Here is a 22,734-nt window from a genome sequence, read left to right as displayed (position 1 = left end):
GTTCCCCGCTTCAATCCTGGGGTTATGATTCCCAAAACTGGGGGTGGCTATCGCCGTTACTCTCAACGCAATTGTTAAGGAATCATTAATATTTCCAGTTGGGCGTTTTGACCTTGAGTTCCCTGCCTTGTTTTGTATATTTCTATACCAAACGTTGGGACATATAAACAGTTATGGGATGGTCAGGGTACGAGTCCCTTATATTTCACCAAGGGGTGAAAGTCCCACTAGGAGGTTATTTCAGGCATTGCAGCCTTATTTGACTCCTAAACGTCTCGCACTTCTAAATTTATACTGGCGTTCAAATCTCTATCAATCTTCAGGCCACAGTTTGGACATTCAAAAGTCCGACGGACTAGGGGCATTTGTTGACGATAACCGCAATTAGAACACAGTTGACTGGATGGATAAAATCTATCCGCAATCATTAACTTTGAACCATAACGTTCTGCCTTGTAACCGAGTTGCCGACGGAACTCATAAAATGAAGCATCAGCGATAGAACCCGCCAAACCATGATTTTTCAGCATACCTGACACATTCAAATCTTCAATGACTACTTGGCTGTGGTTCTTAGCCAAGAAAGTAGTTATTTTATGAATGGTGTCCCGCCGAATGTTTGCTACTCTTTGATGTAGCTTTTGAACTTTTAAGAGACATTTGGCCCAATTTTTCGAGCCTTTGACTTTGCGACTTAAATGGCGTTGTAATCGAGCTAGTTTTTTGGTGGCTGCTTTATAAGCCTTGGGATTAGAGAATTTTGTCCCATCGGAGCAAGTCGCCAAATTGTTAATTCCTAGGTCTACCCCGATTCTCTCTCGATATTTCGGTGTAATTTCTGGTGTGATTTCTACAAAAAAGCTCATATACCAGTCCCCTGCTTGGCGCGTTAGGGTGACTTTCTTAACCCAACTTTCGGGTAGAGCCTCAAATGTAGAAACCCAGCCCACAAAAGGCAGCTTATGGCGAGTTCCTGACAGATTGAATGGCTTTCCAGAATTGTCAAGCGTAAAACTATCATGGTGGCCTTTCTTCTTAAATTTAGGATAACTGCTTATTCCCTTGAAGAAGCGCTTAAAGGCATCCCCTAGATTAATGAAGGCATATTGATAAACTTTAGAAGACAATTCAGACATCCAAGGATATTGAGGTTTTACATAATGAGTAAAAACCTTTTTGATGGAGTTGACGTTAGGCTTGAGTCCCTCTTCATAAGCTGACATCCATAAGTGTAATCCCCAATTGAACACAAATCGAGCATACCCCGCGTGTTTGGCCATCAAGGTGCGATGACGGTCATTGAGTTTTAGTTTTGTCCGGAAAGCTTTGATTGGTTATGATCGAAAGGGAAGTCACCTTCCCCAACTCCACTTCAAAACCGTACTTGAGACTTTCACCTCATACGGCTCCTAATGTAGATACCCTTTTTGTCACTAGGAACAGGGTTACGAACCCCCGCTTTATGATTCCAACTTTGGGAGCTTGGCATACAACTCGTAGTCTTTAAACTCGCTCTCGTCATATTACTCCTACTTGTCGCAGTCTCTATATCTACACCGTGACTAGTGGGCATATCCTAATCATTACAATTAGGCATTGGCTTTCAGTCACGTCCTTTCCCCTCAATGGTATACGCTTACACTTTTCACTACTCCTTGTGAGTAATATTGTTCACTTTTTTATAAGGAGAACCAATGAGGAGTTTAAACGTTCCGTTTATATGGGCATTCCATCTTTAGACTTGTCCTCTCCACCGGGGTACTTAAAAAGGTCTGTGTAGGTGTTTTATGCAAAACCCTACTTTTCCCCTTGCTCTTTTGAGCGCAGCGTGGCAACCTATTACGCTGCTAAATCATTACGATGGTTCAAGCCAGACATTCGGTTTCCCTAGTCATGGATGGTTGGCAGTGGTCGCATTTGGTAGTAGGTTCTACCTCACGCCTTCCGTTCCCCGCTTCAATCCCAGAATCGTGTATCCTGAAATTGGGGGTGGCTATCGCCTTTACTCTCTACTCCCTGATTTCTCAGTTTGTTTATGACCTTGAGTCCCCTGCCTTGCTCAGATTTCTCCAAGCGTCGGGACATATAAACAGTTATGGGATGGTCAGGATACGAGTCCCTTATATTCCACCAAGGGGTGGAAGTCCCACTAGGAGGCTATTTCGGGCATTGCATCCCTATTTCACTCCTAAACGTCTCGCACGGTTATGGTCGAAAGGGAAGTCGCCTTCCCCAACTCCAATTCAAAACCGTGCTTGATACTTTCACATCACACGGCTCCTGATGTGGATACCCCTTTTGACATCGGGAACAGGGTAACGACTCCCTGCTTTTGTGATTTCAACTTTTGGAGCTAAATACAACATCGTAGTGTTTAAACTCGCTTTCGTCGTAAACACTCCTAATTGTCGCAGTCTCTATATCCACACCGTGACTAGTGGGCATATCCTAACCATTACAGTTAGGCATTGGCTTTCAGTCACATCCTTTCCCCTTAAAGGTATACGCTTACACTTTCACTACTCCGCAGGTACATCCTGCCACTTGAGAGCCTAAAAGGGGTTTAAACGTTCCGTTTATACGGGCATTCCATCTTTAGATTTGTCCTCTCCACCGGGGTACTTTTAAAAGTCTGTGTAGGTGATGTCATGATTACCCTACTTTTCCCCTTGCTCTTTTGAACGCAGCGTATCAACCTGTTTCGCTGCTAAATCATTACGATGGTTCAAGCCGGACATTCGGTTTCCCTAATCATGGATGGTTGGCAGTGGTCGCATTTGGTAGTAGGTTCTACTTCACGCCTTCCGTTCCCCGCTTCAATCCTGGGGTTATGATTCCCAAAACTGGGGGTGGCTATCGCCGTTACTCTCAACGCAATTGTTAAGGAATCATTAATATTTCCAGTTGGGCGTTTTGACCTTGAGTTCCCTGCCTTGTTTTGTATATTTCTATACCAAACGTTGGGACATATAAACAGTTATGGGATGGTCAGGGTACGAGTCCCTTATATTTCACCAAGGGGTGAAAGTCCCACTAGGAGGTTATTTCAGGCATTGCAGCCTTATTTGACTCCTAAACGTCTCGCACCATGATTGGATTTTACCATGAAGAATCCGACTTGATGAGTATGTCGTCAGGGAAATTTGGCATGGTCTGGGGTTTGACCGTATACTCATTATTGAGTTGCGAATCTTTGGGGGTATTGTACCTTATTGTCCTAAGATGTCAAGCAAATCTTGGATTAAATTCTTGCTCCCATAGGTGGTCAAAGCCGAACCCTTACACCCCCCTAGCTAATTTGGCTGACAATTTGGGTATTAATGGGTACTTTTGACTCTCCCCCCTCTCTTGAGAGGGGGATTCACAATCGACCCAAAAACGGTAATTAGGGGCGGGTTCACGAACAATCTGCTCGAAATAGAGGATGATTGCTAGAGGCGGCGGCTACAGCAGGGGAAGTCGAAACGCCCCTACCCAGTCTAAAGATTAGGTGACCCTATGTAGTTGTTGATGCCAAATGCTTCTCAATCACCTCAGAAATATCTGAGGGTTTGACTCGGGTATAATGAGCCTTATCTGGCATGACAACTAAGTTGGGTCCTAATTTACATTTTTTCAGACAACCTGTTTTTTCAATCTTAACTTCATCATGCAATCCGCGATCGCATAAGGCTTGCTCCAGCACTTGACAAACGGCTTGTCCTCCTCGCTTCCGACAATCTGATTTCTGACAAATTAGAATTTTAGCGGGTTTAGGCTGACTTTTAGTTGGGGAACTGGGAGACTTTACCGGGCGCACTGATGGTTCAGAGGCTAGTATAATCCTGGTGGCTTTTAGTTTGACCTTGGCATTTTTTAAATTGAGGATTTTTTCGCCAAATACTCTCACCTCTACCCCCTCAGATAACAGGTGTTTTGCCTCGTAATTCAATCGCTTAGATAGCTTAATTGTATACAATCCTGATGTGGTCATCAGTTGCATTATTTGCGGGTTTTTGCCTTTTAATAAAATCTGCAAAACCCTACCGGAAAGGCTGAAATCCGAAACTTGCTTATTGAATTTAGACATAATTTTAGAAGTGTGTTTGGTGTGCTTTGGTTAATGGGATTTATGGCCTAACTACGATGCCAGGCTCTTTCCAGAGATAGGGCTAGTTCCCGTGGCGATGCACTTAACCTTCTCACGACACTAGCAAGCTGAACAGCTTCGGTGGTGTTGGTAATCTTTACCCGCAGGGGGTGATCTACCTGACACCAACAGGTAATTCCCAATTCTTGGAGGCGCTGATAGACCTGCCACCTTTTTGACCAGGCCACTTCTACTACTTCACCGGACTTGGGATCTAATTCTGATGAATTCATTACTACATCTAAATGAAAGATATTTGCACTACATTGGGCTGATTACTGCTGCCCTAGCTGAAAATTGCCTGGGCTAGTCCCATATTTCATTGATAACATAAATGAAATATTTTCTCAATAGTTAGTTTATAAAAGTTTACGAAAACCTCAGCCCCAGGGTCAGATTAATGGCAAATCATACATCCAAATATATACTTACCGAAAAAAATCTGTAAATTTAGATACATTTTGGTGAAAATTATGCCAAAATTTTAGTAGGGGAATTTTTTGATCATAAAATCGGAGATTTAAAATCATGAGTTTAGAAGAACAAGCCCGGGAATTGTTGGCCCAGAATCGTCACCATAAGCAGCATCTTCACGAAACGATGCGATCGCGAGCGGAGGAGGAAGGCGATCGCCCAATTATTGCGGACTCTCAAGGGCGGGAACTGTTAGCCGAAACCCGTCACCATGATGAACATATCCACGAAACGATGCTGTCGCGGGCGGCGGAGGAAGGCGATCGCGCACGTCGCGCTGGTGGTTCGGAGCCTAATCACAGTATGGCGGACTCTCAAGGGCGGGAACTGTTAGCCGAAACCCGTCACCATGATGAACATATCCACGAAACGATGCTGTCGCGGGCGGCGGAGGAAGGCGATCGCGCACGTCGCGCTGGTGGTTCGGAGCCTAATCAAAGTATGGCGGACGAACAGGCGCGGGAACTGTTAGCCGAAACCCGTCACCATGACGAACATATCCACGAAACGATGCTGTCGCGGTCTGGTGAGGGATATTAGCAATAGTAGAGGTAGAGTTAGCATAGCCCCATGAGGGGAGACAAAACCACCTAGGAAGGTAGTTAGCAACCTACTTTCTTAGGTGGTAGATCTGGCTAATTATCGCCCAATGTTCCGACTGAATTAACTTGGCAATTTCCGTATTGTTCCGGTGGAATAGTCACATCAGTCAGCCAGAGACTTTGAACATCATCCTCTCGGAGCCAGCCTCTGTCTCCTGGCTGTAGGGTGGTGATTTCCTCTAGGTTATCTATTTGGGGTTGATTAATCCCTTGAGGGTCGGAGTCCTCAAATTCTGTCGGTAAAGGGGTATTATTGTCTGGTGTAGCTAGATTATCCGATGAGGGAAGGGAACAAATTTTTAATTCTACCCAAGTTCCGTCATTTTGGGTTGTTTGTCGTTCGAGAACCTGAAAGACACTATTGCTAGGCACTTCCCCTTTCAATTCCCCCGTCACAAAGTCTTGATGCAATACAATAGGACTTGGTGGGATGTTATTCTGTGTAGTCCGAGCAGAACTCAATTGAATGATTGATGTAAGCTGCAAATCCGCCTGATAGGGAGCAGTTGGGGTTGAGGTAGAAGGAGGAGTGGGTATGGTGTTAAGAGGGGTGCTAGTGGGTGGCTGGTCGGGTTCTGGGGTTTTCTGACCGCCTAGGAGTGTCCAAGCTAAGGCTCCGCCAATACCGAAAAGTATTAAAATACCTAATGATAATAACCAAATTGAACGGCTTTTGTTTTTGTCAACTACAATTAATTCGGTTTGTATAGCGGAGTCGTCAGAACCGCTGAGGTCTGATGAGGTATCGGCTATGGTGTCATCATTAAGACTAATAGCGGGAGGAACGGAAATTTCGGGTAAGTCTTGAATTGTCTTGGGGGAAACTTGAAAATGCAGTAGGGCGATGGTAACGTTATCATGGCCGTTTTGGGTGTTGGCAATTTTCAAGAGGCGATCGCGTACTGATTGGAGGGTAGTTTGACCCTGCAAAACTGGTAAGATTTCGCTCTCCCAATATTGTTCTACCCGATCGCGATCGCTCAATCCATCGGAACATAGGACAAAGATACAATCGGAGTCAACGGGAAATCTCTGGATGGTAGGATGTAAATTGAGAGAGTGGGTAATTCCGAGGGCTTGAATTAAGGCTCCCGATGATACTTGCTGTAATGCTTCACGATAGATGGTATAGCCTAGTCTAACTTCTCGGGAGGCGACATCATCATCAAGGGTAACCTGGTAGCAACCGTCAGATGTAATCCAGTAGGCGCGGGAGTCTCCAATATGGGTTAAATATATTTCATGAACATGAGCCAAAGCCATGACTATAGTAGTTCCCATGCGTTGACGACCCTGGCGGTCTTCGGTATCATTGCGATCGCTAATGGCATCGTTAGCAATACTAATGGCTCGCTTCAACCGATTAGTCAAGGAAAGGGGGTCCCAATGGGCGGGATGTAGGGGAATTTTTTCCATTTGTTCCCGTACAATGTCAATAGCCAAACCAGAAGCCACCTCGCCGCCTTCTTGTCCGCCAATACCATCGCAGACAATAGCCAAAGCCATAGAGTTTTCATCAATACCAGAGGTAGTTTCACCGTCAGGATAGCAGGCATCTTCATTATGCGATCGCGTAGGACCTGCATCTGTGACGGTGACAATATCCACTTGTCTTTCTAAAGACCGTCCACAAATGACTAAGGCTTGGTCTAGTTGACTGGCCAAGCGCATCGACTTTCTAATTTCCCCGGCTATCAGTTGTTGGGTAAGTTGTTCCAAAAATTTCTGAATCCGGCGATCTGCTGTAGGAATTAAGGATTGCCAAACTGACCCCAGTTGAGATAGTCCTGCGGCTTTAGCTTGGTAGCGTAATTCCAATAATCTGACCAGAGGCCCTTCTACCCGCAGCAGGTCAAAATCAAGTAGACTGGAAGCGACCCCCTGACAACTCAAGGGATACCACAATGTAGCTATCTGCCATAACCAGTTTAATTGACGCATGGCTGATGCTTCTTCCCAGACTTGGGATAGTAATGGTCGAAGTTCCCCTGACTTAGGTTCAATGGGGCATCCTTCTAACAGCCATATATCTTTTTTTAGGGGACTTTTGGCTGCAGGTATCCACCCATAGACCTGGGGAATGTGGAGTCGCTCAGAAAACAGTTTCAGGTAACAGGAAATCTCCTCGGCGGTAATATCATTTCCGGGAGTTTGCGGAAGTTGTTCGGGTTGAGTGTCCACAAAAATACGACCGCCCTGACTGAGATAGCGATCGGCAATCAAAGTTCCAGCGGGCATATCCTCAAAGCCCGTAACGAGCGCCCATAGATAGTATTTTCGCATATCATTTTGCATAGAGGGTTCTCACATCTGGAGTAGCCACCAAATTGGGTTCAGGGAATATTTGGATACCAGACCAGAGTGTCTCGTTTCATACCAATACAATCGAGGGTTACGACACAGACAGCAGCCAAGCATTGGAACAACAACACATAGAGTGGTGAAGAAGGGGCGCGTGCGTCACGAAATGTAATCTTTTCGTGTTTTCCGAAAATTGTCGGGATGTGACGCACCCTACAGTTATTTGCGCTGAGTGACTGGCTGGTGTGAACTATTGTAGCGCTTATTATCTCCCAGTATAGTTATCATAGGACCGGGATTTGATTAATTTTAGGATGGGGTTTCTACTCGTGGCAGTCCCATACTATAGTTTACTGCCCTAGTACCGAGATTATAGGAGATTTGACCGGATTGCAAAAGCGATCGCACAAAATGCTCTAAATCTGATCCAATGCGACGGAGATTATATTCTGTCAAATCTTCCCCTTCCGATGCGGCGACTAACTCATCAAACTTTCGGTAGACTTGTTGCAGGGCTTCATCGTTCCAGTTAAATTCATTATCTGGGTCAATGTCAATGGTCAATTTTTCTTCACTGGGAATGATTTCGTTATCCTGAAGTTCCGCAGTCAAAATGTGAATGTGACGGGTTGTAGACTTTAACAGCATAGTTTAGGATGAGTGAGACTAAGTGCCTATTATACACTTATTACGGCGACTGTGATCCCAACAATCACCAGAGGCTAGGCTAATTGATAAATTAACCGCCTAGGCTATTCACCCCCGACGGGTAGGGGCGGGTTCTGCCATCAGTTTTGTGTTCCCACAGGGTAGCTTTTTTAACCCGCCCCCGGGTGGTAGGGGCGGGTTCTGCCATCAGTTTTCGGTTCCCAGAGGGTAGCTTTTTTAACCCGCCCCCGGGTGGTAGGGGCGGGTTCTGCCATCAGTTTTCGGTTCCCACAGGGTAGCTTTTTTAACCCGCCCCCGGGTGGTAGGGGCGGGTTCTGCCATCAGTTTTCGGTTCCCAGAGGGCAGCTTTTTTAACCCGCCCCCGGGTGGTAGGGGCGGGTTGTGCGATCAGTTTTGTGTTCCCAGAGGGTAGCTTTGTTAACCCGCCCCCGAGGAGCAGTTTTGTGTTCCCAGAGGGTAGCTTTGTTAACCCGCCCCCGAGGAGCAGTTTTGTGTTCCCAGAGGGTAGCTTTGTTAACCCGCCCCCGAGGAGCAGTTTTGTGTTCCCAGAGGGTAGCTTTGTTAACCCGCCCCCGAGGAGCAGTTTTGTGTTCCCAGAGGGTAGCTTTGTTAACCCGCCCCCGAGGAGCAGTTTTGTGTTCCCAGAGGGTAGCTTTTTTAACCCGCCCCCGGCTTGTAGAGACAGATGGGCGGATCAGCAAATTCGAGAGCGATCGCGCCAGTAGTAGTGCGGGCCCGTCAAGTGGGCTGGTGTTTGACATGGCTGACTGCAGAACCCGGTGGGCGGGCCCGTCAAGTGGGCTGGTGTTTGACATGGCTGACTGCAGAACCCGGTGGGCGGGTTTATCAAGTGGGCTGGTGTTTGACATGGCTGACTGCAGAACCCGGTGGGCGGGTTTATCAAGTGGGCTGGTGTTTGACATGGCTGACTGCAGAACCCGCCCCTACGGTGTAATTGTGAAAGCATTGGGGGGGTTGGGGTTCCTGTGGTAGGCTGCGCGATCGCGAATTGGAAATTAACGTCAAGACAGCCCCTAAAACATAAGATACAATCCAAGTAGGAGCTTAAAAACCCATAAAGCAGTAACTATGAAGTGAATGCCTTTCATCAAGAACTTTTAGGGCGAGTCTGGGTCGCTACAGCCTCCGGACTGGATCTCTTTGACCCGGAGACGGAAACCTTTACCCATTATCTAAACGGTCCCAACAACTTGGAAATCCAAGGCGGAAATCAGGTGATCTCCGTCTATTCCATGTATGAAGACAGCCAGGGTCAGTTTTGGCTGGGTACAGGTCAAGGCTTGGGTACATTGGACTTGGAGAAAAAGCAGTTTACCCATTATCAGGTCGAACAGATTATCTTTAATATTTTAGAAGAAGATATCACCGCCGATCACCGTGGTGGGAAGCTGTGTCTAAGTCCCAGCAGCGGGCTGATTCAATTCGACCCCCAAACTCAACAATTTCGCTCCTATAATGTTCATGATGGACTACAAAGCGATTCGTTTTCCATGAGAAATAGCAGCTATAAAAGCCGGACGGGTGAGTTGATTTGGGGGGGGATTAATGGGATTACCGCTTTCTATCCTGAACAGATTATGGATAATCCCCACATTCCATCTAATGATATCCTATATCTGGCAAAAATTGAAGCCGGAAAAGCTCCATTAGATGCCCATCCTGTTAATTTGCATGAATTGATAGATAGTGTGGCGGGAATAATTGCGATCGCTGCCAGGAAAAAGGATCTAAAGTTGGCTTTGGAAATCGACCCTAACTTTCCTAGTCAGGTATAAGTCGATGATAAAAGACTCCGAAAATTTCTTCTTAATCTCTTGATAAATACAGTTAAATTTACCAATAAAGGCAGTGTCATATAGCGGGTTAAACGCCTCGATGATGCCAGGAAAATTGATAATTTAGAGTCCCGAATTTATTTTGAAGTTGCCGATACCGGAGTCGGCATTGCTGAGGAATATTTAACTAAACTTTTCCATATATTGGCACAGGTTTTAGATATGAAAAAACGAGAATATTGATGGCTTTAAAACTTGTCGCCGTTTCAAGTCAGATCCATCTAAACAAGGCATTCCTATCTTGTTTATGACTGCCTTAAATGATGAGGATAATAAGGTTAAAGGGTTTGATGTTGGTGGCGTGGATTATATTACTAAACCTGTGGGACAGAGAGAAGTATTAGCACGGGTTAAAACTCACCTGAATTTACAGCGAAAGCAAAAACTGTTGGAACGTCTAGCGGCGATCGATGGATTGACATAAATTCCCAACCGTCGTCAGTTTGATAGTATCCTAGAAAAGGAATGGAAACGCGCTGAACCGCATCAAAGTCCCCTCACCTTGATTATGACCGATATTGATTACTTTAAAAATTTTAATGATTTCTATGGTCACACATTGGGGGATGATTGTCTGAGAAAAGTTGCCCAAACCTTAGCCGCTTCAATTAACCGCGCCTCTGGTTTTGTCGCCCGATATGGAGGCGAAGAATTTGCTATCATTCTTCCTGATAACCCTGAAAATCTAGCCCTAGATATCGCCAATAAAATCCGCCAAAGTGTTCAGTCATTAAAAATTGAGCATCCCACTTCCCAGGCTTCCGATTATGTCACATTGAGTCTGGGAATTGCCACTATTATACCAACCCCCAAAATTCCACCTAACTATTTGATTAAAAAGGCTGACCAAGCCCTATATCGTGCTAAAGCTGCCGTACGAAATCAAGTCCAATACTAAACTACACTCACAAACCGGATTCAGCTACCTTAATCACTGAACCCGGAATTGAGAAGTTTTAGGAAATCTTCGCCACCTCAGCAAATCGAATTTTCAAATAATCTTCCTCCATTTTCGCCCCAGAAGGCTGCAAAGCCGCTAAAGCCTGGGGTAAAACTAAATTGCGGCGGTGGTTACCAATACGGATATTTAACTCATCACCCGTCTTGTTTAACTGTATCTGTTCCTTGGGAATTCCCGGTAAGTATAACTCCAAACTATAGTGTTCTTTATCTTGGATAACCCGCATAGTATTTTCCTGATAATAAACCTGAGTCGGATCTTCATCTTTATACAGGATATCCTTCAGTTGCTCTAATGCTTCAAAACCGCACATTTCCTTAGTAAATAGTTCTACTTCTTTGACAGGAAGAGGGCGGAAATTATCATGGATTTCCTGGCGATATTGCTGTTGGTTCTCCTTCCAGCGTTGGAAAAATGGATCGGTTACTGAGTCGGGGATAATCCGATTCGCAATCACTAAATCCGTGGCTACATTGTACAAACTCAGATAAGCATGGGCGCGCAAGGATTCTTTAATTACCATTTTTTCTGGGTTAGTTACCAGACGCACTGAGGTTTTCTGATTATCAGTTAATACCTTTTCTAAGGCTTCGATTTGCTCGTAAAATTCATAGGGTGCATCCATTACTTCTTTGTCCGGGAGCGAAAAACCAGCAATAGGTTTAAAGATGGGTTCCACTAAAGGACGCAGAGCGGCTGACATCCCTTGTAACGGTTTATAAAATTTTCTCATATACCACCCACCTACCTCCGGCAAACTTAATAGGCGCAGAGCCGTCCCTGTGGGCGCTGAGTCAATGATGAGAACCTCAAATTCCCCCTCGTCATAGTGCCGCTTCATTCGCACCAAGCCGAAAATTTCGTCCATTCCGGGAAGGATAGCCAATTCCTCGGCTTGAACGCCATCAAGTCCCCGCGCTTGCAGAACTTGAGTGATATAGCGTTTGACAGCCCCCCAGTTTCCCTCTAATTCCATCAGTGCGTCTAGTTCTGCGCCCCATAGGTTGGGTTTCACCTGGCGGGGTTCATGGCCGAGGGGTTCATCAAAACTATCTGCTAGGGAGTGGGCTGGGTCTGTACTTAATACCAAGGTTTTATAGCCTAGTTCGGCACACCGTAAGCCTGTGGCCGCGGCAACGGAGGTTTTACCAACGCCTCCTTTTCCGGTCATTAAAATCACGCGCATATAGTTTTGAGTCCCGCTTAAGATATGTTTACATTATTCTAACGTTTAGGGCTGTTTTGTTGAAAAAGCTGTTTGACTACGGCGAGGCGGGAACAGTTCCAGTAGTCTATGTGGCGGTCAATTAAGCCTTCTGGGTTGATGTGTAGGTGGCTGTAACCGGGGATGGATAGTCGCGGAGCCCAGGGCAGTACAGATACGGTCCAACTGAGAGTCCATTGGGTCTCGATGGTGTCCCCAGATTCCGAAATATCATGTAAGTCTAATTGGATATCCTGAAACCAGGTAGCCATGAAGTTGATCATTTTTTGATAGCGATCGCATCCCGAAAATTCATTAACAGGGTCTTTAAAATAAACGTTTTCTGCATAAATACTATAGGTTTGATTATCGGGAAAGTTTTGATAATCTTGTTTGATGGTTTCAATGAGATGGTGAGCAACCATAGGATTAATTTGAGGTTTTTTTGATGGGATTGTAGCCGATATTTCTCGGATTACTAAAGATATGAAATATCCCTAAATATCGCCGTCAATTTATGGGAAAGGTTGACGGGATTATAACATTTATGGTAAAATATGTCAATGGCTATGTATATATCAGTTTTCCCGTTACAACTAATAATGATAATGGTGGCGCAACTGTGTTTAATGATATGTATAAATACTCTAGCTGCAACCATTTTGGTTATGGATAGTTCAATAATGATTAAATCCTTGTTATTATGGAACTAGCATACATCAAAATCCCGGTTGATGATTAGTGTTCATCAATCAGCCGAAAATTCGGAAAGTTCAAGTCACAGGAGTAAAAATACCTTATGACGAATTCGGAAATTCCCACATCGAAACCTATCAGAGATTCTCTCCATCATACCATTGTGGTCGTGGGTGGGGGAGCGGCTGGTATAACTGTGGCAGCCCAAATTTTACAACAGGATAGTAGCCTAGATATAGCTATTATTGAACCCTCAGATAAACACTACTATCAACCAGCTTGGACTTTAGTAGGTGGTGGTGCTTATCGTCTTGAAGATACTATCCGGGAGGAAAAAGACTGTATTCCGGCGGGTGCTACCTGGGTGAAAGCAGCAGCAAAAACCTTTGAACCAGAGGAAAATCTAGTAATTCTCCAAGATGGACGAGCGCTCCACTATGATTATCTGATAGTTTGTCCAGGGATTCAAATAGACTGGGATAAAGTAGAAGGATTAACAGATGCGATCGGGAAAAATGGCGTAACTAGCAACTATTCTAAAGATTATGCACCGTATACCTGGGAAGTGATCAAGAATTTTCCAGGTGGGAATGCTATTTTCACCTTTCCGGCTACTCCTATTAAGTGTGCGGGAGCGCCTCAAAAAATCATGTATTTGGCGGATGATACTTTCATCAAAAATGGAGTTAGGAATAAGTCGAATGTGATTTATGGCACTCCGGGAGCCAAAATTTTTGGGATAACAGGTTACTGTGAATCCTTAGAAAAGATTGTGGAACGCCGAAATATTGATGTCAAATATAAGCACAATCTGAAAGCGATTATTCCCCAAAGCCAGGAAGCAGTTTTTGAAAAAACCACGGAGGCGGGAGTAGAGGAAATCAGGATTAAATATGATATGATTCATGTCACGCCGCCAATGAGTGCCCCTGATTTTATTAAAAACAGTCCTTTAGCGGTGAAAGAGGGACCCACGAAAGGTTGGGTAGATGTAGACAAATACACGCTGCAACATAATGTTTATCCGAATGTTTTTAGCTTAGGGGATGCTTCGTCTCTTCCCAATTCTAAAACGGCGGCTGCTATTCGGCGACAAGCACCCGCATTAGTGGAGAATTTGTTAGCGGTGATGGCTGCTCAACAACTAGGGGGAAAATATGGCGGGTATGCTTGCTGTCCGTTGGTAACAGGTTATGGGCGGACAATTATGGCAGAGTTTGATTATGATGGTGTTCCGAAATCTAGTTTTCCATTCGACCCGACGGAAGAACGTTATAGTATGTGGTTAGTTAAGCGCTATGCTTTGCCTTGGCTGTATTGGAATCGGATGTTAAAAGGGAAACCGTTTGAGGCGGATATGTTAGCGGGAATCAAATCTTAGGCTAACTTGTCAATACTTAGTAAATCCCGACACTGACCTAGGGAATTAGGGACAGTGCCGGGTGATTAATTAGGAAGCTAGAATGCTTCTTGAAGAACCCGGAGCTTTTCAAACTGTTGGTTTTGCTGATTTATCTGAACCGATAGGGAATCACAGACTAACTCACACAACTCGAATAAGAAAGGATTAGCAATTTCATAATAAACATTAACCCCCTGTTGCCGGCGAGTGACAATACCAGCTTGAGCAAGCATTTTTAAGTGTTTGGAAACGTTAGCTTGTCCTAAACCAGTGGCTTCAATAATTTGAGTAACATTTTTGGCACCAGTTTTTAAGCAGCAAACAATCTGGAGGCGACTGACTTCGGAAAGAACCTTAAAAAAGTCAGCCATAAGAGTCAATGCCTCGGGTGGAAGTTTAGAGACTCCGCACTCCCCAGAATTGGATTCAAGCCGGAATTGTGATGCTTTGACGGAAGATTTTGTCATGATTAAGTTAGGTGAGTTGAATAAGTTATAGCAAAGGTGTAGTTACTATATTACCACACAGTAGAGGTTGTTGTCTCATTTATTTGAGGCTGATTTATGATGGGTAGAGTAGCGATCGCCTCAAGGAGCCCGAAAGGAAACCCCGGCTTTAAGCTACAATTGAGGAAGTATATGAAATTAGATAGGTATCGCCATCAGGTAATTAAGCAATCTGGCCAACTACCCTCACCCCCCCATCCCATGACTGATTCGACCGATGACACAATTTTAATTGTCGAGGATAACCGCTCAAATCTGAGTTTGATTGCGGATACGATCGCCAATGTGGGTTGTAAAATAGCGATCGCCACCAATGGCATTGAAGCGATCGCCCAAGCGGAAGCGATCCAACCGGATCTAATTCTGCTGGATATCGTCATGCCTAAGATGGACGGCTTTGAAACCTGTCGCCGTCTGAAACAGAACCCTTCAACCTGTAATATCCCAGTAATTCTGATGACAGCCCTAGACGATACGGCCGATAAGGTGAAAGGCTTATCCCTAGGAGCAGTGGACTATATTACCAAACCGTTTCAGCCCGAAGAAGTGCTGGCCCGTGTTAATGTACATTTAAAGATCCGTTACCTAACCCAACAACTAGCCGATCGCAACTTCCAACTAGAACAAAGAGTAGCGGAACGCACCCGCGAACTAACCCAGGCTCTAGATAACCTGCGAAAATTTCAACTACAACTGGTTCAGAGTGAAAAAATGTCTACCTTGGGTCAACTGGTGGCTGGGGTAGCCCATGAAATCAATAATCCGATTGGTTTTATCGAAGCGAATTTGAGCCATGCGAGTATTTATGTGTTCGACTTGCTGAAACACTTGCAAATGTACCAGCAGATGTTCCCGGACCCACCGCCGGATCTTGAACATCACGCGGAGGATATCGATCTTGAATATCTGATGGAGGATCTACCGCAACTGATCGCTTCCATGCGAGTGGGGACAGAACGCATCCGCAATATTAGCCAAAGTCTGAGGACTTTCTCACGCTCCGATGAGAATAATGTGGTATTGTTCGACCTGCATCAAGGCATTGAAAGCACTTTGCTAATTTTACAGCATCGGTTAAAAGCGAATCCCGATCGACCTGCGATCATGGTGATTAAAGAATATGGGGATCTTCCGCTAGTTAAATGCTACCCCAGCCAGATGAATCAGGTATTCATGAATTTGATCACTAATGGTATTGATGCGATCGAGTATGCTAGTGAGGGTTCCAGCTATGAGGAGTTAGAGAAAGACCCCCACTGGATCAAAATTACCACTGAACTGGGAGAAGATGGCACATCAGCGGTGATTGGGATTGAGGATAATGGAATTGGCATGACTGCACAAGTGCAAGAGAAAATTTTTGATTATCTATTTACGACTAAATCTATTGGTAAGGGTACAGGTATTGGGTTAGCTATCTCTCGCCATATTATCGAGGAAAAACACGGAGGTAAGTTAACCTGTACCTCCCAAATCGACTCAGGGGCTAGGTTCACGATTACTATTCCACTGGTAACGGAGGACTCGGACTAGACCATCCATTCGGAAGCCCTACCCCCCAAGTCAATGGGAATACTGACGGCTTTTCCTAGCCGGGGGCGATCGCGAGTGTTCAGGATATAATTGGTAACCTGTTCTGATCCTCCCAAACTGGTGAGATAATCAGCGATCGCATTGAGGTGATCGAGATACTCAGCCTCACCCAGATGAAAAGAAGCCTGTTCTAGGTACTTCCACATAACTTGGACAAAAATTTTGCCCCGCGTCCGCCGCATTTGGATATCATAGGAGACTCCCCACTTGTTTAACAGAAGTTGTCGTAAGTCCTGGCCCGTCATAAGCACCTCTTGCATGGACTGAGAAAGAACTGAGAATCCTCGCGCCGTTTGTCGTGGGAATGTGAAAAGTTGCATGATCTGGAAATACTCGATAGCCGCTTTGGCCGACTCTATTTAAAGGGCGGATGTAGCGGCAAAGGCGAATAAATTCGCTTACCTACTATTGCTATCTTTTCATTGATATGCCATAATAGCATAACCTTGTTAAGTTGGGCAATGATTGTATACGAGTTCAAAATAAAAGCCAAACCATCTCAGTACCAAGCTATAGACGAGGCTATTCGCACATCTCAGTTCATCCAAAACAAATGTTGGCGCTATTGGATGGACAATAAGAGGGTGGGAAAATATGACCTTAATAAATATTGTGCTGTCTTAGCGGCTGAGTTTCCTTGGGCTAATGAATTGAACTCGATGGCTAGACAATCAGCGGCTGAACGCGCTTGGTTGGCTATTTCTCGCTTCTACGATAACTGTCAGAAAAAAGTTAAGGGGAAAAAGGGATTTCCTAAGTTCAAGAAAAATGCTCGCTCAGTTGAATATAAAACTAGCGGATGGAAACTTTCGGAAACCAGAAAAGCTATTACCTTTTCTGACAAAAAAGGTATCGGAACTCTGAAATTAAAGGGAACCTGGGACCTCAACTACTACGATATAAAGCCAATTAAACGAGTCCGATTAGTCCGCCGGGCTGACGGATACTATGCTCAATTTGCGATCGCTGTCAATGTCAGGATAGAGACTGAACCCACTCATAAAATAGTAAGTTTAGACTTAGGAATTAGATAATTTATTGCTGACAATAAAGGCAATGTTGAACCATCTCCTAAGTTCTACCGCCAAGCTGAAAAGCAGTTAAAGAGAGCCAATCGAAAGAAGTCTAAAAAGTACAGTCCAGCTCGCAAAAAAGCCAAAAACAAGCAATCTAACAACTATCACAAAGCTAGAAATAGATATGCTCGTAAGCATTTAAGAGTAAGTAGGCAGCGAAAAGAATATTGCAAGAGATTGGCGTATTCCGTTATCCAATCTAACGATTTGGTCGCCTATGAAGATTTGAATGTAAAAGGGCTGGTAAGAAATCGAAAACTAGCTAAATCTATTTATGATGCGGGTTGGTCTACTTTTCGCGGTTGGCTAGAGTATTTTGGCGTTAAATATGGCAAGGTCACGGTAGCTGTGCCAGCTCACTATACCAGCCAAGAATGCTCAAACTGCGGTCAAGTGGTGAAGAAAACCCTATCAGAAAGAACACATATTTGTTCGCACTGTGGATATCTAGCCGCGCGCGATGTTAATGCGGCAGTGAATATCCTAAAACGCGGACTAGCTACGGCGGGGCACGCCGGAACTTACGCTTGGGGAGATTGGCCCTCTTGGGCTGTTGGTGCGAACCTGCGGTCTAATGGTGAGTAGCGCGAACCAAGAATCCCCGTCTCTTTAGAGCGGGGAGTGTCAAAACAGCCCCTTAAAAAATGTAATAATGCCTTAATAATGCTTTAATGAATGGATGTCAGTCCTGTAGGGGTAGATGAAATGGTTTTCCTGCGTTGCAGGCTCCAAGGGTCTGTAAGGACTGGGAAACAACCATAGTCCCTACAGATTAAATTTGACCCCGCCTTTGTAAAGATAAAGTAACATAACACAGACAAACTGCGTCGATCATGACTCAAATTTCTGCTAACTCTGATGTTCCGAGTATGGGACGTCGCCAATTTATGAATCTGCTGACCTTTGGTTCAGCAACCGGGGTGGCCCTAGGTGCGCTGTATCCCTTCGTCAAATATTTTATTCCTCCTTCAACTGGGGGAGCAGGTGGCGGTGTGATCGCCAAAGATGCTTTGGGTAATGATGTGGTAGCCAGCCAATTTGTGGCTACTCATAATGTAGGCGATCGCGTCTTGGCTCAAGGTCTCAAAGGTGATCCTACCTACCTAGTAATTGAAAATGATGGCAACCTGGCTGAATATGGCCTGAATGCGGTATGTACTCACCTGGGTTGTGTGGTTCCCTGGAACAGCAGCGAGAATAAATTTATCTGTCCCTGCCACGGTTCCCAGTATGATGCTACTGGTAAGGTAGTGCGTGGTCCGGCTCCCCTGTCCTTGGCGCTGGTTCACACCGAAGTTGTGGACGACAAAGTAAGTTTCATTCCCTGGACTGAAACCGATTTCCGCACCAATGAAGCTCCCTGGTGGGCTTAATTGAGACTCAGAGGGGGGATGGTAATAAGATCTATCCCCAATCTGTGATCTAATGATAATTTACATTTTGAGAGAGATAGAACATTCCGATGTCAAACACTGACCGATTCGCAATTCTGCGTCGTGGTATTGGGGCAACTTTGCGGGTGTTATTAGTTGCAGTGGCAACCGCAGGGCTGTTCCTAGCGGGGGATTTGGTATTACCCCAGAGTGCTGCGGCTTATCCTTTCTGGGCTCAGGAAACTGCCCCAGAAACTCCCAGAGAAGCTACAGGCCGTATTGTTTGTGCTAACTGCCACTTGGCTGCTAAACCTACAGAAGTAGAGGTTCCCCAGTCTGTCTTACCTGATACGGTGTTTAAGGCTGTGGTGAAAATCCCCTATGATACTAATGTACAGCAGGTGTTGGGTGATGGTAGCAAAGGCGCTCTGAATGTGGGAGCGGTGTTGATGCTTCCAGAAGGCTTTAAAATTGCTCCCGCCGATCGCATTCCTGAAGAGATCGCCGAAGAAGTCGGTGGTCTTTACTTCCAACCCTACAGTGCTGATCAAGAAAATGTGGTGATCGTTGGTCCAATTCCTGGCGATCAATACCAAGAAATTGTCTTCCCGGTTCTGTCTCCAGATCCAGCTACTGATAAGTCTATCCACTTTGGTAAATATGCCGTCTACGCTGGCGGAAACCGGGGTCGCGGTCAACTTTACCCGGCCGGTAATGCCAGCAATAACACGGTTTATAAAGCCTCTGTGGGTGGAACTATCACCCAAATTACTCAGGAAGAATATGTTGGCTACCAGGTAACTATCACGACTGCTGAGGGTGATTCGGTGGTGGAAACTGTGCCTCCTGGTCCTGAGTTGATTGTTTCTGAGGGTCAACCTGTGGCGGCTGGTGATTCATTAACCAATAATCCTAATGTGGGTGGCTTTGGTCAAGATGATACTGAAATCGTACTCCAAAGTTCGACTCGGATTCAAGGTCTGCTGGCATTTTTTGCCCTGGTGATGCTAACTCAGATTCTGTTAGTTCTCAAGAAAAAACAAGTGGAAAAAGTCCAAGCGGCTGAGATGAATTTCTAATTCTGGCTGTCCATTGGCTTCAACGTTGAAAGTCCGGGGGTAGGGTAAATAATTGATAATTAATAGTTGTTAATTGTGGATTCTGCCTCCGGCTTTCTCACTGCAAATTAATCAAATTTATCAATTTTTTAAAAGTGGCGATCGCAACGGAAACAATTAAAGCGGGAAAATTCGACTGGTTTTATCGGGAAATTAACCGGGAAGTGACAGATAAACCGCCTATCTTATTTTTACATGGGTTAATTTCTCAAAGTTACAGTTGGAGTGTAATTATGGAGGAAGTAGGCGAGAAGGGATACCGAGCGATCGCACCCGACTGGCTAGGTTCTGGATTTTCCGAGAAACCCGAAAAACGAGATTTCCCCTATACTCCAGATGCGTATATTCAAGCATTAGAAGAGTTTTTAACTACCCTCAAATTAACTAAGTTTTATTTGGTTGTTCAAGGTTTCTTAGGTTCCGTGGGCTTACAGTATGCCCTGCGACACCCAGAACAAATTGAACGGCTGTTAGTATTAAATACCCCTGTCTCTACCGAGGCAAAATTACCCTGGAAAATCAAACAGATGTCATTGCCTTTTGTCGGGGATATGATGACTCAAGACCCGTTATTAGTCGATCGCACTCTGGAGGGAGGCAGCCGTTATGTGATTGAAGATAAAGATCTCGATGTCTATCGCCGTCCGTTTCTCAAGTCTTCCTCTACCGGGCGGGCGCTCATGGCAACCATTAAGAATCTACAATTAAAGGAGGCTATGGAAGAAATTGTCTCCGGCTTCCCCAAATGGGATCATCCCACAGAGATTGTCTGGGGGACTGCTGACCCTTGGCTAGATCTGTCTATGGCTGAAAGTTTGGTCGAGAAGATTCCTGGGGCAGTATTGGTTAAACTAGATAAGGCTGGACATTATCCCCAAGACCATTGGCCCCAAGAAATCGCCGAATCCCTACTGCTATTCCTGCGAAAAAAAGCACTTTGAACCCCAAGGGCTACCCTTGACCATGGTGGGGAGCATGATTTAATCTCGAATTAGGTTAATATTTTAGGGCAATACGGTATAATAAGCGAGAAGGGTTGAGGATAAACCTATTGCCAGATATGTCAAACCCAAGGAAGCGGCCAAAATCCTTCGAGTCCATGAAAGAACACTCCGCAGATGGGACGACAATGGCTCAATCGACACCATCAGAACCCCCGCTGGGCAACGACGATACAACGTTGAGTCATATTCTGCTGCCAATTCAGGCAGTGACAAACGCCAAGTCGTTATCTATGCCAGAGTTAGTAGCCGCGCCCAGCAGTCCGACCTCAACCGACAGGTGGCCGCACTGTCCAACCTCTACCCCGAAGCAGAAGTCGTCTCAGAAATCCGAGGCGGGCTCAACTTCAAGGGAAAGAAAATGCTGGCCTTACTGGGACAAGTCTTGTCAGGAGATGTCCGCATGGTTGTCGTTGCCCACCCAGACCGATTGGCAATATGGGGATTTGACTTGTTTCGATGGCTCTGTGAGCAAAACAGGTGCTCACTCATGGTTCTCAACGAGACAAGTCTCAGTCCAGAACCAGAAATGGTTGAGGACATCCTCGCCATCCTCCACTGCTTCAGTTCCCGATTATACCGACGGAGTAAATACAAAACTCAGGTCAAAGAAGATCCGGATTTACCCCAGCCCGGAGCTAAATCAAGTCTGGCGTAAATGGCTGGCTGCTTGTCGGTATTGCTACAACCAAGCAATTGCATTATCTAGGAGTGGTAAACGACTAAGCAAGTTAAAGTTACGCTGGGGAAGTGATGCAGAGTGACTTACCCGAATGGGTCAAAGAAACACCCTGCCATATTCGGCAGAATGCTATCTTTGATGCCTATCTCGCCTTTTCAGCCAGTCCTGGCGCAAGGTTTAGGAGCTGTCGGGATAGTTCTCAAGCCATCAAGTTTAACGATGCTAATTTCTCTTCAGGGAGTTGGTATCCAAGACTAACGAAAGGATTAACTTTCATGGTTTCCGAAGCTATCCCTAAAACTTGCGGGCAAGGGACTCAGTTGGTGTTTACCAAAGGTCGATGGTTGGCGATTTTCCCTGAACCAGTTGCCGTTACCCCAACTGAAGCGAATGGCGTAATTGCATTAGACCCGGGTGTGCGAACTTTCATAACTGGGTTTGATGGCTCTCGGTTTCTGGAATTGGGCTCCGGGGATATTGGACGCATTACTAGGCTATGTCAACATTTGGATGATTTGATGAGCCGAATCGCCAAGGAACCCTGTCGTTCAAGAAGGCGACGGATGAGGCAAGCGGCTCAACGAATGAGAACCAAAATCCGCAATCTAGTTGATGAAGCCCACAAACAAATTGCTCACTACTTGACTCACAACTACAGCATAATTTTTCTGCCGACCTTCGAGACTTCCGATATGGTTGCCAAGGTGAAGCGGAAAATCAAATCCAAGACTGCCCGCGCCATGCTGACATGGGCGCATTATCGATTCAAACTAACCCTGAGACATCAAGCCGAGATAACTGGAACCACAGTTGTAGATGTGACGGAAGAATACACCAGCAAAACCTGTACTCACTGTGGTCATGTGCATTCCCAGCTAGGTGGCTCAAAAGTGTTCCGATGTCCAGAGTGCGGGTTCACTCTACCCAGGGACTGGAACGGTGCTTTTGGAATCTTTCTAAAAGCTTTGCGGGATACCGCCTCTGTTACCTTAACGGGTAATAGTGCTATCGTCGCATTGTCGGGCAATAGCCGGATAAATGTCGCGTAAATGTATCAGCTAGTCGTGGGGATTAAGTCCCTGATTGTCTAT

General features: G+C 45.3%; 25 protein-coding genes. 16 read left to right on the top strand and 9 right to left on the bottom strand.

What is annotated here, in order from left to right:
• Positions 1-266: 266 nt before the first annotated feature.
• Positions 267-1,280: an RNA-guided endonuclease InsQ/TnpB family protein gene (locus NLZ44_RS21335; RefSeq protein ID WP_493751083.1), complete on the bottom strand. Its 1,014-nt coding sequence runs from the start codon at positions 1,278-1,280 to the stop codon at positions 267-269.
• 580 nt (positions 1,281-1,860) lie between these two features.
• Here NLZ44_RS21335 and NLZ44_RS21330 point away from each other — a divergent pair.
• A complete protein-coding gene (locus NLZ44_RS21330) occupies positions 1,861-2,259 on the top strand; it encodes a hypothetical protein (RefSeq protein ID WP_006623292.1) in 399 nt (132 codons plus the stop codon).
• A 1,237-nt stretch (positions 2,260-3,496) separates the two neighbouring features.
• On the opposite strand, the gene NLZ44_RS21325 is transcribed toward NLZ44_RS21330, so the two are convergent.
• Both NLZ44_RS21325 and NLZ44_RS21320 read right to left on the bottom strand, forming a co-directional pair.
• Positions 3,497-4,069 carry a (2Fe-2S) ferredoxin domain-containing protein gene (locus NLZ44_RS21325; RefSeq protein ID WP_493751082.1) on the bottom strand — a complete coding sequence of 191 codons (573 nt, stop codon included), beginning with the start codon at positions 4,067-4,069 and terminating at the stop codon, positions 3,497-3,499.
• Between the two features lie 47 nt (positions 4,070-4,116).
• The gene (locus tag NLZ44_RS21320; protein ID WP_006616110.1) at positions 4,117-4,362 is read right to left on the bottom strand and encodes an Asr1405/Asl0597 family protein; all 246 of its coding nucleotides are present in this window, start codon (positions 4,360-4,362) and stop codon (positions 4,117-4,119) included.
• A 295-nt stretch (positions 4,363-4,657) separates the two neighbouring features.
• Between NLZ44_RS21320 and NLZ44_RS21315 the strand changes: the two genes are divergently transcribed.
• The gene (locus NLZ44_RS21315; RefSeq protein ID WP_493751081.1) at positions 4,658-5,143 is read left to right on the top strand and encodes a hypothetical protein; all 486 of its coding nucleotides are present in this window, start codon (positions 4,658-4,660) and stop codon (positions 5,141-5,143) included.
• A gap of 95 nt (positions 5,144-5,238) precedes the next feature.
• Here NLZ44_RS21315 and NLZ44_RS21310 read toward each other — a convergent pair whose 3' ends face one another.
• Both NLZ44_RS21310 and NLZ44_RS21305 read right to left on the bottom strand, forming a co-directional pair.
• Entirely contained in the window at positions 5,239-7,500 is a 2,262-nt protein-coding gene (locus tag NLZ44_RS21310; protein ID WP_493751080.1) for a PP2C family protein-serine/threonine phosphatase, read from the bottom strand.
• Positions 7,501-7,815: 315 nt separating this feature from the next.
• The gene (locus tag NLZ44_RS21305; RefSeq protein WP_006615757.1) at positions 7,816-8,154 is read right to left on the bottom strand and encodes an NAD(P)H-quinone oxidoreductase subunit M; all 339 of its coding nucleotides are present in this window, start codon (positions 8,152-8,154) and stop codon (positions 7,816-7,818) included.
• Positions 8,155-8,860: 706 nt separating this feature from the next.
• On the opposite strand from NLZ44_RS21305, the gene NLZ44_RS21300 reads away from it, so the two are divergent.
• The 4 genes from NLZ44_RS21300 to NLZ44_RS21285 all read left to right on the top strand — a co-directional run bounded on the left by NLZ44_RS21300 (position 8,861) and on the right by NLZ44_RS21285 (position 10,929).
• Complete coding sequence (locus NLZ44_RS21300; RefSeq protein ID WP_493751079.1) at positions 8,861-9,130, top strand: hypothetical protein; 270 nt, start codon at positions 8,861-8,863, stop codon at positions 9,128-9,130.
• A 139-nt stretch (positions 9,131-9,269) separates the two neighbouring features.
• Positions 9,270-9,971, top strand: a complete 702-nt coding sequence (locus tag NLZ44_RS21295) for a sensor histidine kinase (protein WP_493751078.1) — start codon at positions 9,270-9,272, stop codon at positions 9,969-9,971.
• Between the two features lie 238 nt (positions 9,972-10,209).
• Positions 10,210-10,455: a response regulator gene (locus NLZ44_RS21290; protein WP_493753050.1), complete on the top strand. Its 246-nt coding sequence runs from the start codon at positions 10,210-10,212 to the stop codon at positions 10,453-10,455.
• On the top strand, positions 10,456-10,929 hold the full coding sequence (locus tag NLZ44_RS21285; RefSeq protein WP_493753049.1) for a diguanylate cyclase: 474 nt from the start codon (positions 10,456-10,458) through the stop codon (positions 10,927-10,929).
• A gap of 58 nt (positions 10,930-10,987) precedes the next feature.
• Here the strand turns inward: NLZ44_RS21285 and NLZ44_RS21280 are convergent, their stop codons facing one another.
• Together NLZ44_RS21280 and NLZ44_RS21275 are read right to left on the bottom strand one after the other, a co-directional pair.
• Positions 10,988-12,178: a TRC40/GET3/ArsA family transport-energizing ATPase gene (locus NLZ44_RS21280; protein ID WP_493751077.1), complete on the bottom strand. Its 1,191-nt coding sequence runs from the start codon at positions 12,176-12,178 to the stop codon at positions 10,988-10,990.
• Between the two features lie 38 nt (positions 12,179-12,216).
• Positions 12,217-12,621 (bottom strand): C6orf136 family protein, encoded by a 405-nt coding sequence (locus NLZ44_RS21275; RefSeq protein ID WP_493751076.1) that lies wholly within the window; start codon positions 12,619-12,621, stop codon positions 12,217-12,219.
• 374 nt (positions 12,622-12,995) lie between these two features.
• On the opposite strand from NLZ44_RS21275, the gene NLZ44_RS21270 reads away from it, so the two are divergent.
• A complete protein-coding gene (locus NLZ44_RS21270) occupies positions 12,996-14,273 on the top strand; it encodes an NAD(P)/FAD-dependent oxidoreductase (protein ID WP_493751075.1) in 1,278 nt (425 codons plus the stop codon).
• A gap of 77 nt (positions 14,274-14,350) precedes the next feature.
• Here NLZ44_RS21270 and NLZ44_RS21265 read toward each other — a convergent pair whose 3' ends face one another.
• Positions 14,351-14,761 (bottom strand): ArsR/SmtB family transcription factor, encoded by a 411-nt coding sequence (locus NLZ44_RS21265; RefSeq protein WP_493751074.1) that lies wholly within the window; start codon positions 14,759-14,761, stop codon positions 14,351-14,353.
• Positions 14,762-15,001: 240 nt separating this feature from the next.
• Here NLZ44_RS21265 and NLZ44_RS21260 point away from each other — a divergent pair, with 240 nt between their 5' ends.
• Positions 15,002-16,333 (top strand): hybrid sensor histidine kinase/response regulator, encoded by a 1,332-nt coding sequence (locus NLZ44_RS21260; protein ID WP_493753048.1) that lies wholly within the window; start codon positions 15,002-15,004, stop codon positions 16,331-16,333.
• On the opposite strand, the gene NLZ44_RS21255 is transcribed toward NLZ44_RS21260, so the two are convergent.
• On the bottom strand, positions 16,330-16,638 hold the full coding sequence (locus tag NLZ44_RS21255) for a DUF3067 family protein (RefSeq protein WP_493753047.1): 309 nt from the start codon (positions 16,636-16,638) through the stop codon (positions 16,330-16,332). The genes NLZ44_RS21260 and NLZ44_RS21255 overlap by 4 nt on opposite strands.
• A 216-nt stretch (positions 16,639-16,854) precedes the next feature.
• Here NLZ44_RS21255 and NLZ44_RS21250 point away from each other — a divergent pair, with 216 nt between their 5' ends.
• The 8 genes from NLZ44_RS21250 (at position 16,855) to NLZ44_RS21215 (ending at position 22,692) form a co-directional block, all read left to right on the top strand.
• The gene (locus NLZ44_RS21250) at positions 16,855-17,427 is read left to right on the top strand and encodes an RNA-guided endonuclease InsQ/TnpB family protein (RefSeq protein WP_493751073.1); all 573 of its coding nucleotides are present in this window, start codon (positions 16,855-16,857) and stop codon (positions 17,425-17,427) included.
• 3 nt (positions 17,428-17,430) lie between these two features.
• Positions 17,431-18,054: an RNA-guided endonuclease InsQ/TnpB family protein gene (locus NLZ44_RS21245; RefSeq protein WP_493753046.1), complete on the top strand. Its 624-nt coding sequence runs from the start codon at positions 17,431-17,433 to the stop codon at positions 18,052-18,054.
• Positions 18,055-18,302: 248 nt separating this feature from the next.
• On the top strand, positions 18,303-18,842 hold the full coding sequence (petC, locus tag NLZ44_RS21240; protein ID WP_006616506.1) for a cytochrome b6-f complex iron-sulfur subunit: 540 nt from the start codon (positions 18,303-18,305) through the stop codon (positions 18,840-18,842).
• A gap of 89 nt (positions 18,843-18,931) precedes the next feature.
• Positions 18,932-19,921 (top strand): cytochrome f, encoded by a 990-nt coding sequence (gene petA / locus NLZ44_RS21235; RefSeq protein WP_493751072.1) that lies wholly within the window; start codon positions 18,932-18,934, stop codon positions 19,919-19,921.
• A gap of 134 nt (positions 19,922-20,055) precedes the next feature.
• On the top strand, positions 20,056-20,901 hold the full coding sequence (locus tag NLZ44_RS21230; protein ID WP_493751071.1) for an alpha/beta fold hydrolase: 846 nt from the start codon (positions 20,056-20,058) through the stop codon (positions 20,899-20,901).
• A gap of 109 nt (positions 20,902-21,010) precedes the next feature.
• Positions 21,011-21,619, top strand: coding sequence for an IS607 family transposase (locus NLZ44_RS21225; protein ID WP_493753045.1), 609 nt, complete (start codon positions 21,011-21,013; stop codon positions 21,617-21,619).
• Positions 21,576-21,725, top strand: a complete 150-nt coding sequence (locus NLZ44_RS21220) for a helix-turn-helix domain-containing protein (protein WP_493752974.1) — start codon at positions 21,576-21,578, stop codon at positions 21,723-21,725. The genes NLZ44_RS21225 and NLZ44_RS21220 overlap by 44 nt, the downstream gene beginning before the upstream one ends.
• Complete coding sequence (locus NLZ44_RS21215; RefSeq protein WP_493751070.1) at positions 21,715-22,692, top strand: RNA-guided endonuclease InsQ/TnpB family protein; 978 nt, start codon at positions 21,715-21,717, stop codon at positions 22,690-22,692. Before NLZ44_RS21220 ends, NLZ44_RS21215 begins: the two co-directional genes overlap by 11 nt.
• The last annotated feature ends 42 nt before the right edge of the window (positions 22,693-22,734 follow it).

Source organism: Arthrospira sp. PCC 9901 (assembly GCF_059013425.1).
This window is presented reverse-complemented; position numbering and strand designations above follow the sequence as displayed.

Bases quoted from the DNA above. Each gene is read 5' to 3' on its own strand.
- NLZ44_RS21330 (WP_006623292.1), top strand. From the start codon at position 1,861: ATGGTTCAAGCCAGACATTCGGTTTCCCTAGTCATGGATGGTTGGCAG.
- NLZ44_RS21300 (WP_493751079.1), top strand. From the start codon at position 8,861: ATGGGCGGATCAGCAAATTCGAGAGCGATCGCGCCAGTAGTAGTGCGG.
- NLZ44_RS21280 (WP_493751077.1), bottom strand. From the start codon at position 12,178: ATGCGCGTGATTTTAATGACCGGAAAAGGAGGCGTTGGTAAAACCTCC.
- NLZ44_RS21270 (WP_493751075.1), top strand. From the start codon at position 12,996: ATGACGAATTCGGAAATTCCCACATCGAAACCTATCAGAGATTCTCTC.
- NLZ44_RS21255 (WP_493753047.1), bottom strand. From the start codon at position 16,638: ATGACGGGCCAGGACTTACGACAACTTCTGTTAAACAAGTGGGGAGTC.
- NLZ44_RS21265 (WP_493751074.1), bottom strand. From the start codon at position 14,761: ATGACAAAATCTTCCGTCAAAGCATCACAATTCCGGCTTGAATCCAAT.
- NLZ44_RS21260 (WP_493753048.1), top strand. From the start codon at position 15,002: ATGACTGATTCGACCGATGACACAATTTTAATTGTCGAGGATAACCGC.
- NLZ44_RS21275 (WP_493751076.1), bottom strand. From the start codon at position 12,621: ATGGTTGCTCACCATCTCATTGAAACCATCAAACAAGATTATCAAAAC.
- petC (WP_006616506.1), top strand. From the start codon at position 18,303: ATGACTCAAATTTCTGCTAACTCTGATGTTCCGAGTATGGGACGTCGC.
- petA (WP_493751072.1), top strand. From the start codon at position 18,932: ATGTCAAACACTGACCGATTCGCAATTCTGCGTCGTGGTATTGGGGCA.
- NLZ44_RS21305 (WP_006615757.1), bottom strand. From the start codon at position 8,154: ATGCTGTTAAAGTCTACAACCCGTCACATTCACATTTTGACTGCGGAA.
- NLZ44_RS21320 (WP_006616110.1), bottom strand. From the start codon at position 4,362: ATGAATTCATCAGAATTAGATCCCAAGTCCGGTGAAGTAGTAGAAGTG.
- NLZ44_RS21250 (WP_493751073.1), top strand. From the start codon at position 16,855: ATGATTGTATACGAGTTCAAAATAAAAGCCAAACCATCTCAGTACCAA.
- NLZ44_RS21215 (WP_493751070.1), top strand. From the start codon at position 21,715: ATGCAGAGTGACTTACCCGAATGGGTCAAAGAAACACCCTGCCATATT.
- NLZ44_RS21335 (WP_493751083.1), bottom strand. From the start codon at position 1,280: ATGGCCAAACACGCGGGGTATGCTCGATTTGTGTTCAATTGGGGATTA.
- NLZ44_RS21315 (WP_493751081.1), top strand. From the start codon at position 4,658: ATGAGTTTAGAAGAACAAGCCCGGGAATTGTTGGCCCAGAATCGTCAC.
- NLZ44_RS21310 (WP_493751080.1), bottom strand. From the start codon at position 7,500: ATGCAAAATGATATGCGAAAATACTATCTATGGGCGCTCGTTACGGGC.
- NLZ44_RS21325 (WP_493751082.1), bottom strand. From the start codon at position 4,069: ATGTCTAAATTCAATAAGCAAGTTTCGGATTTCAGCCTTTCCGGTAGG.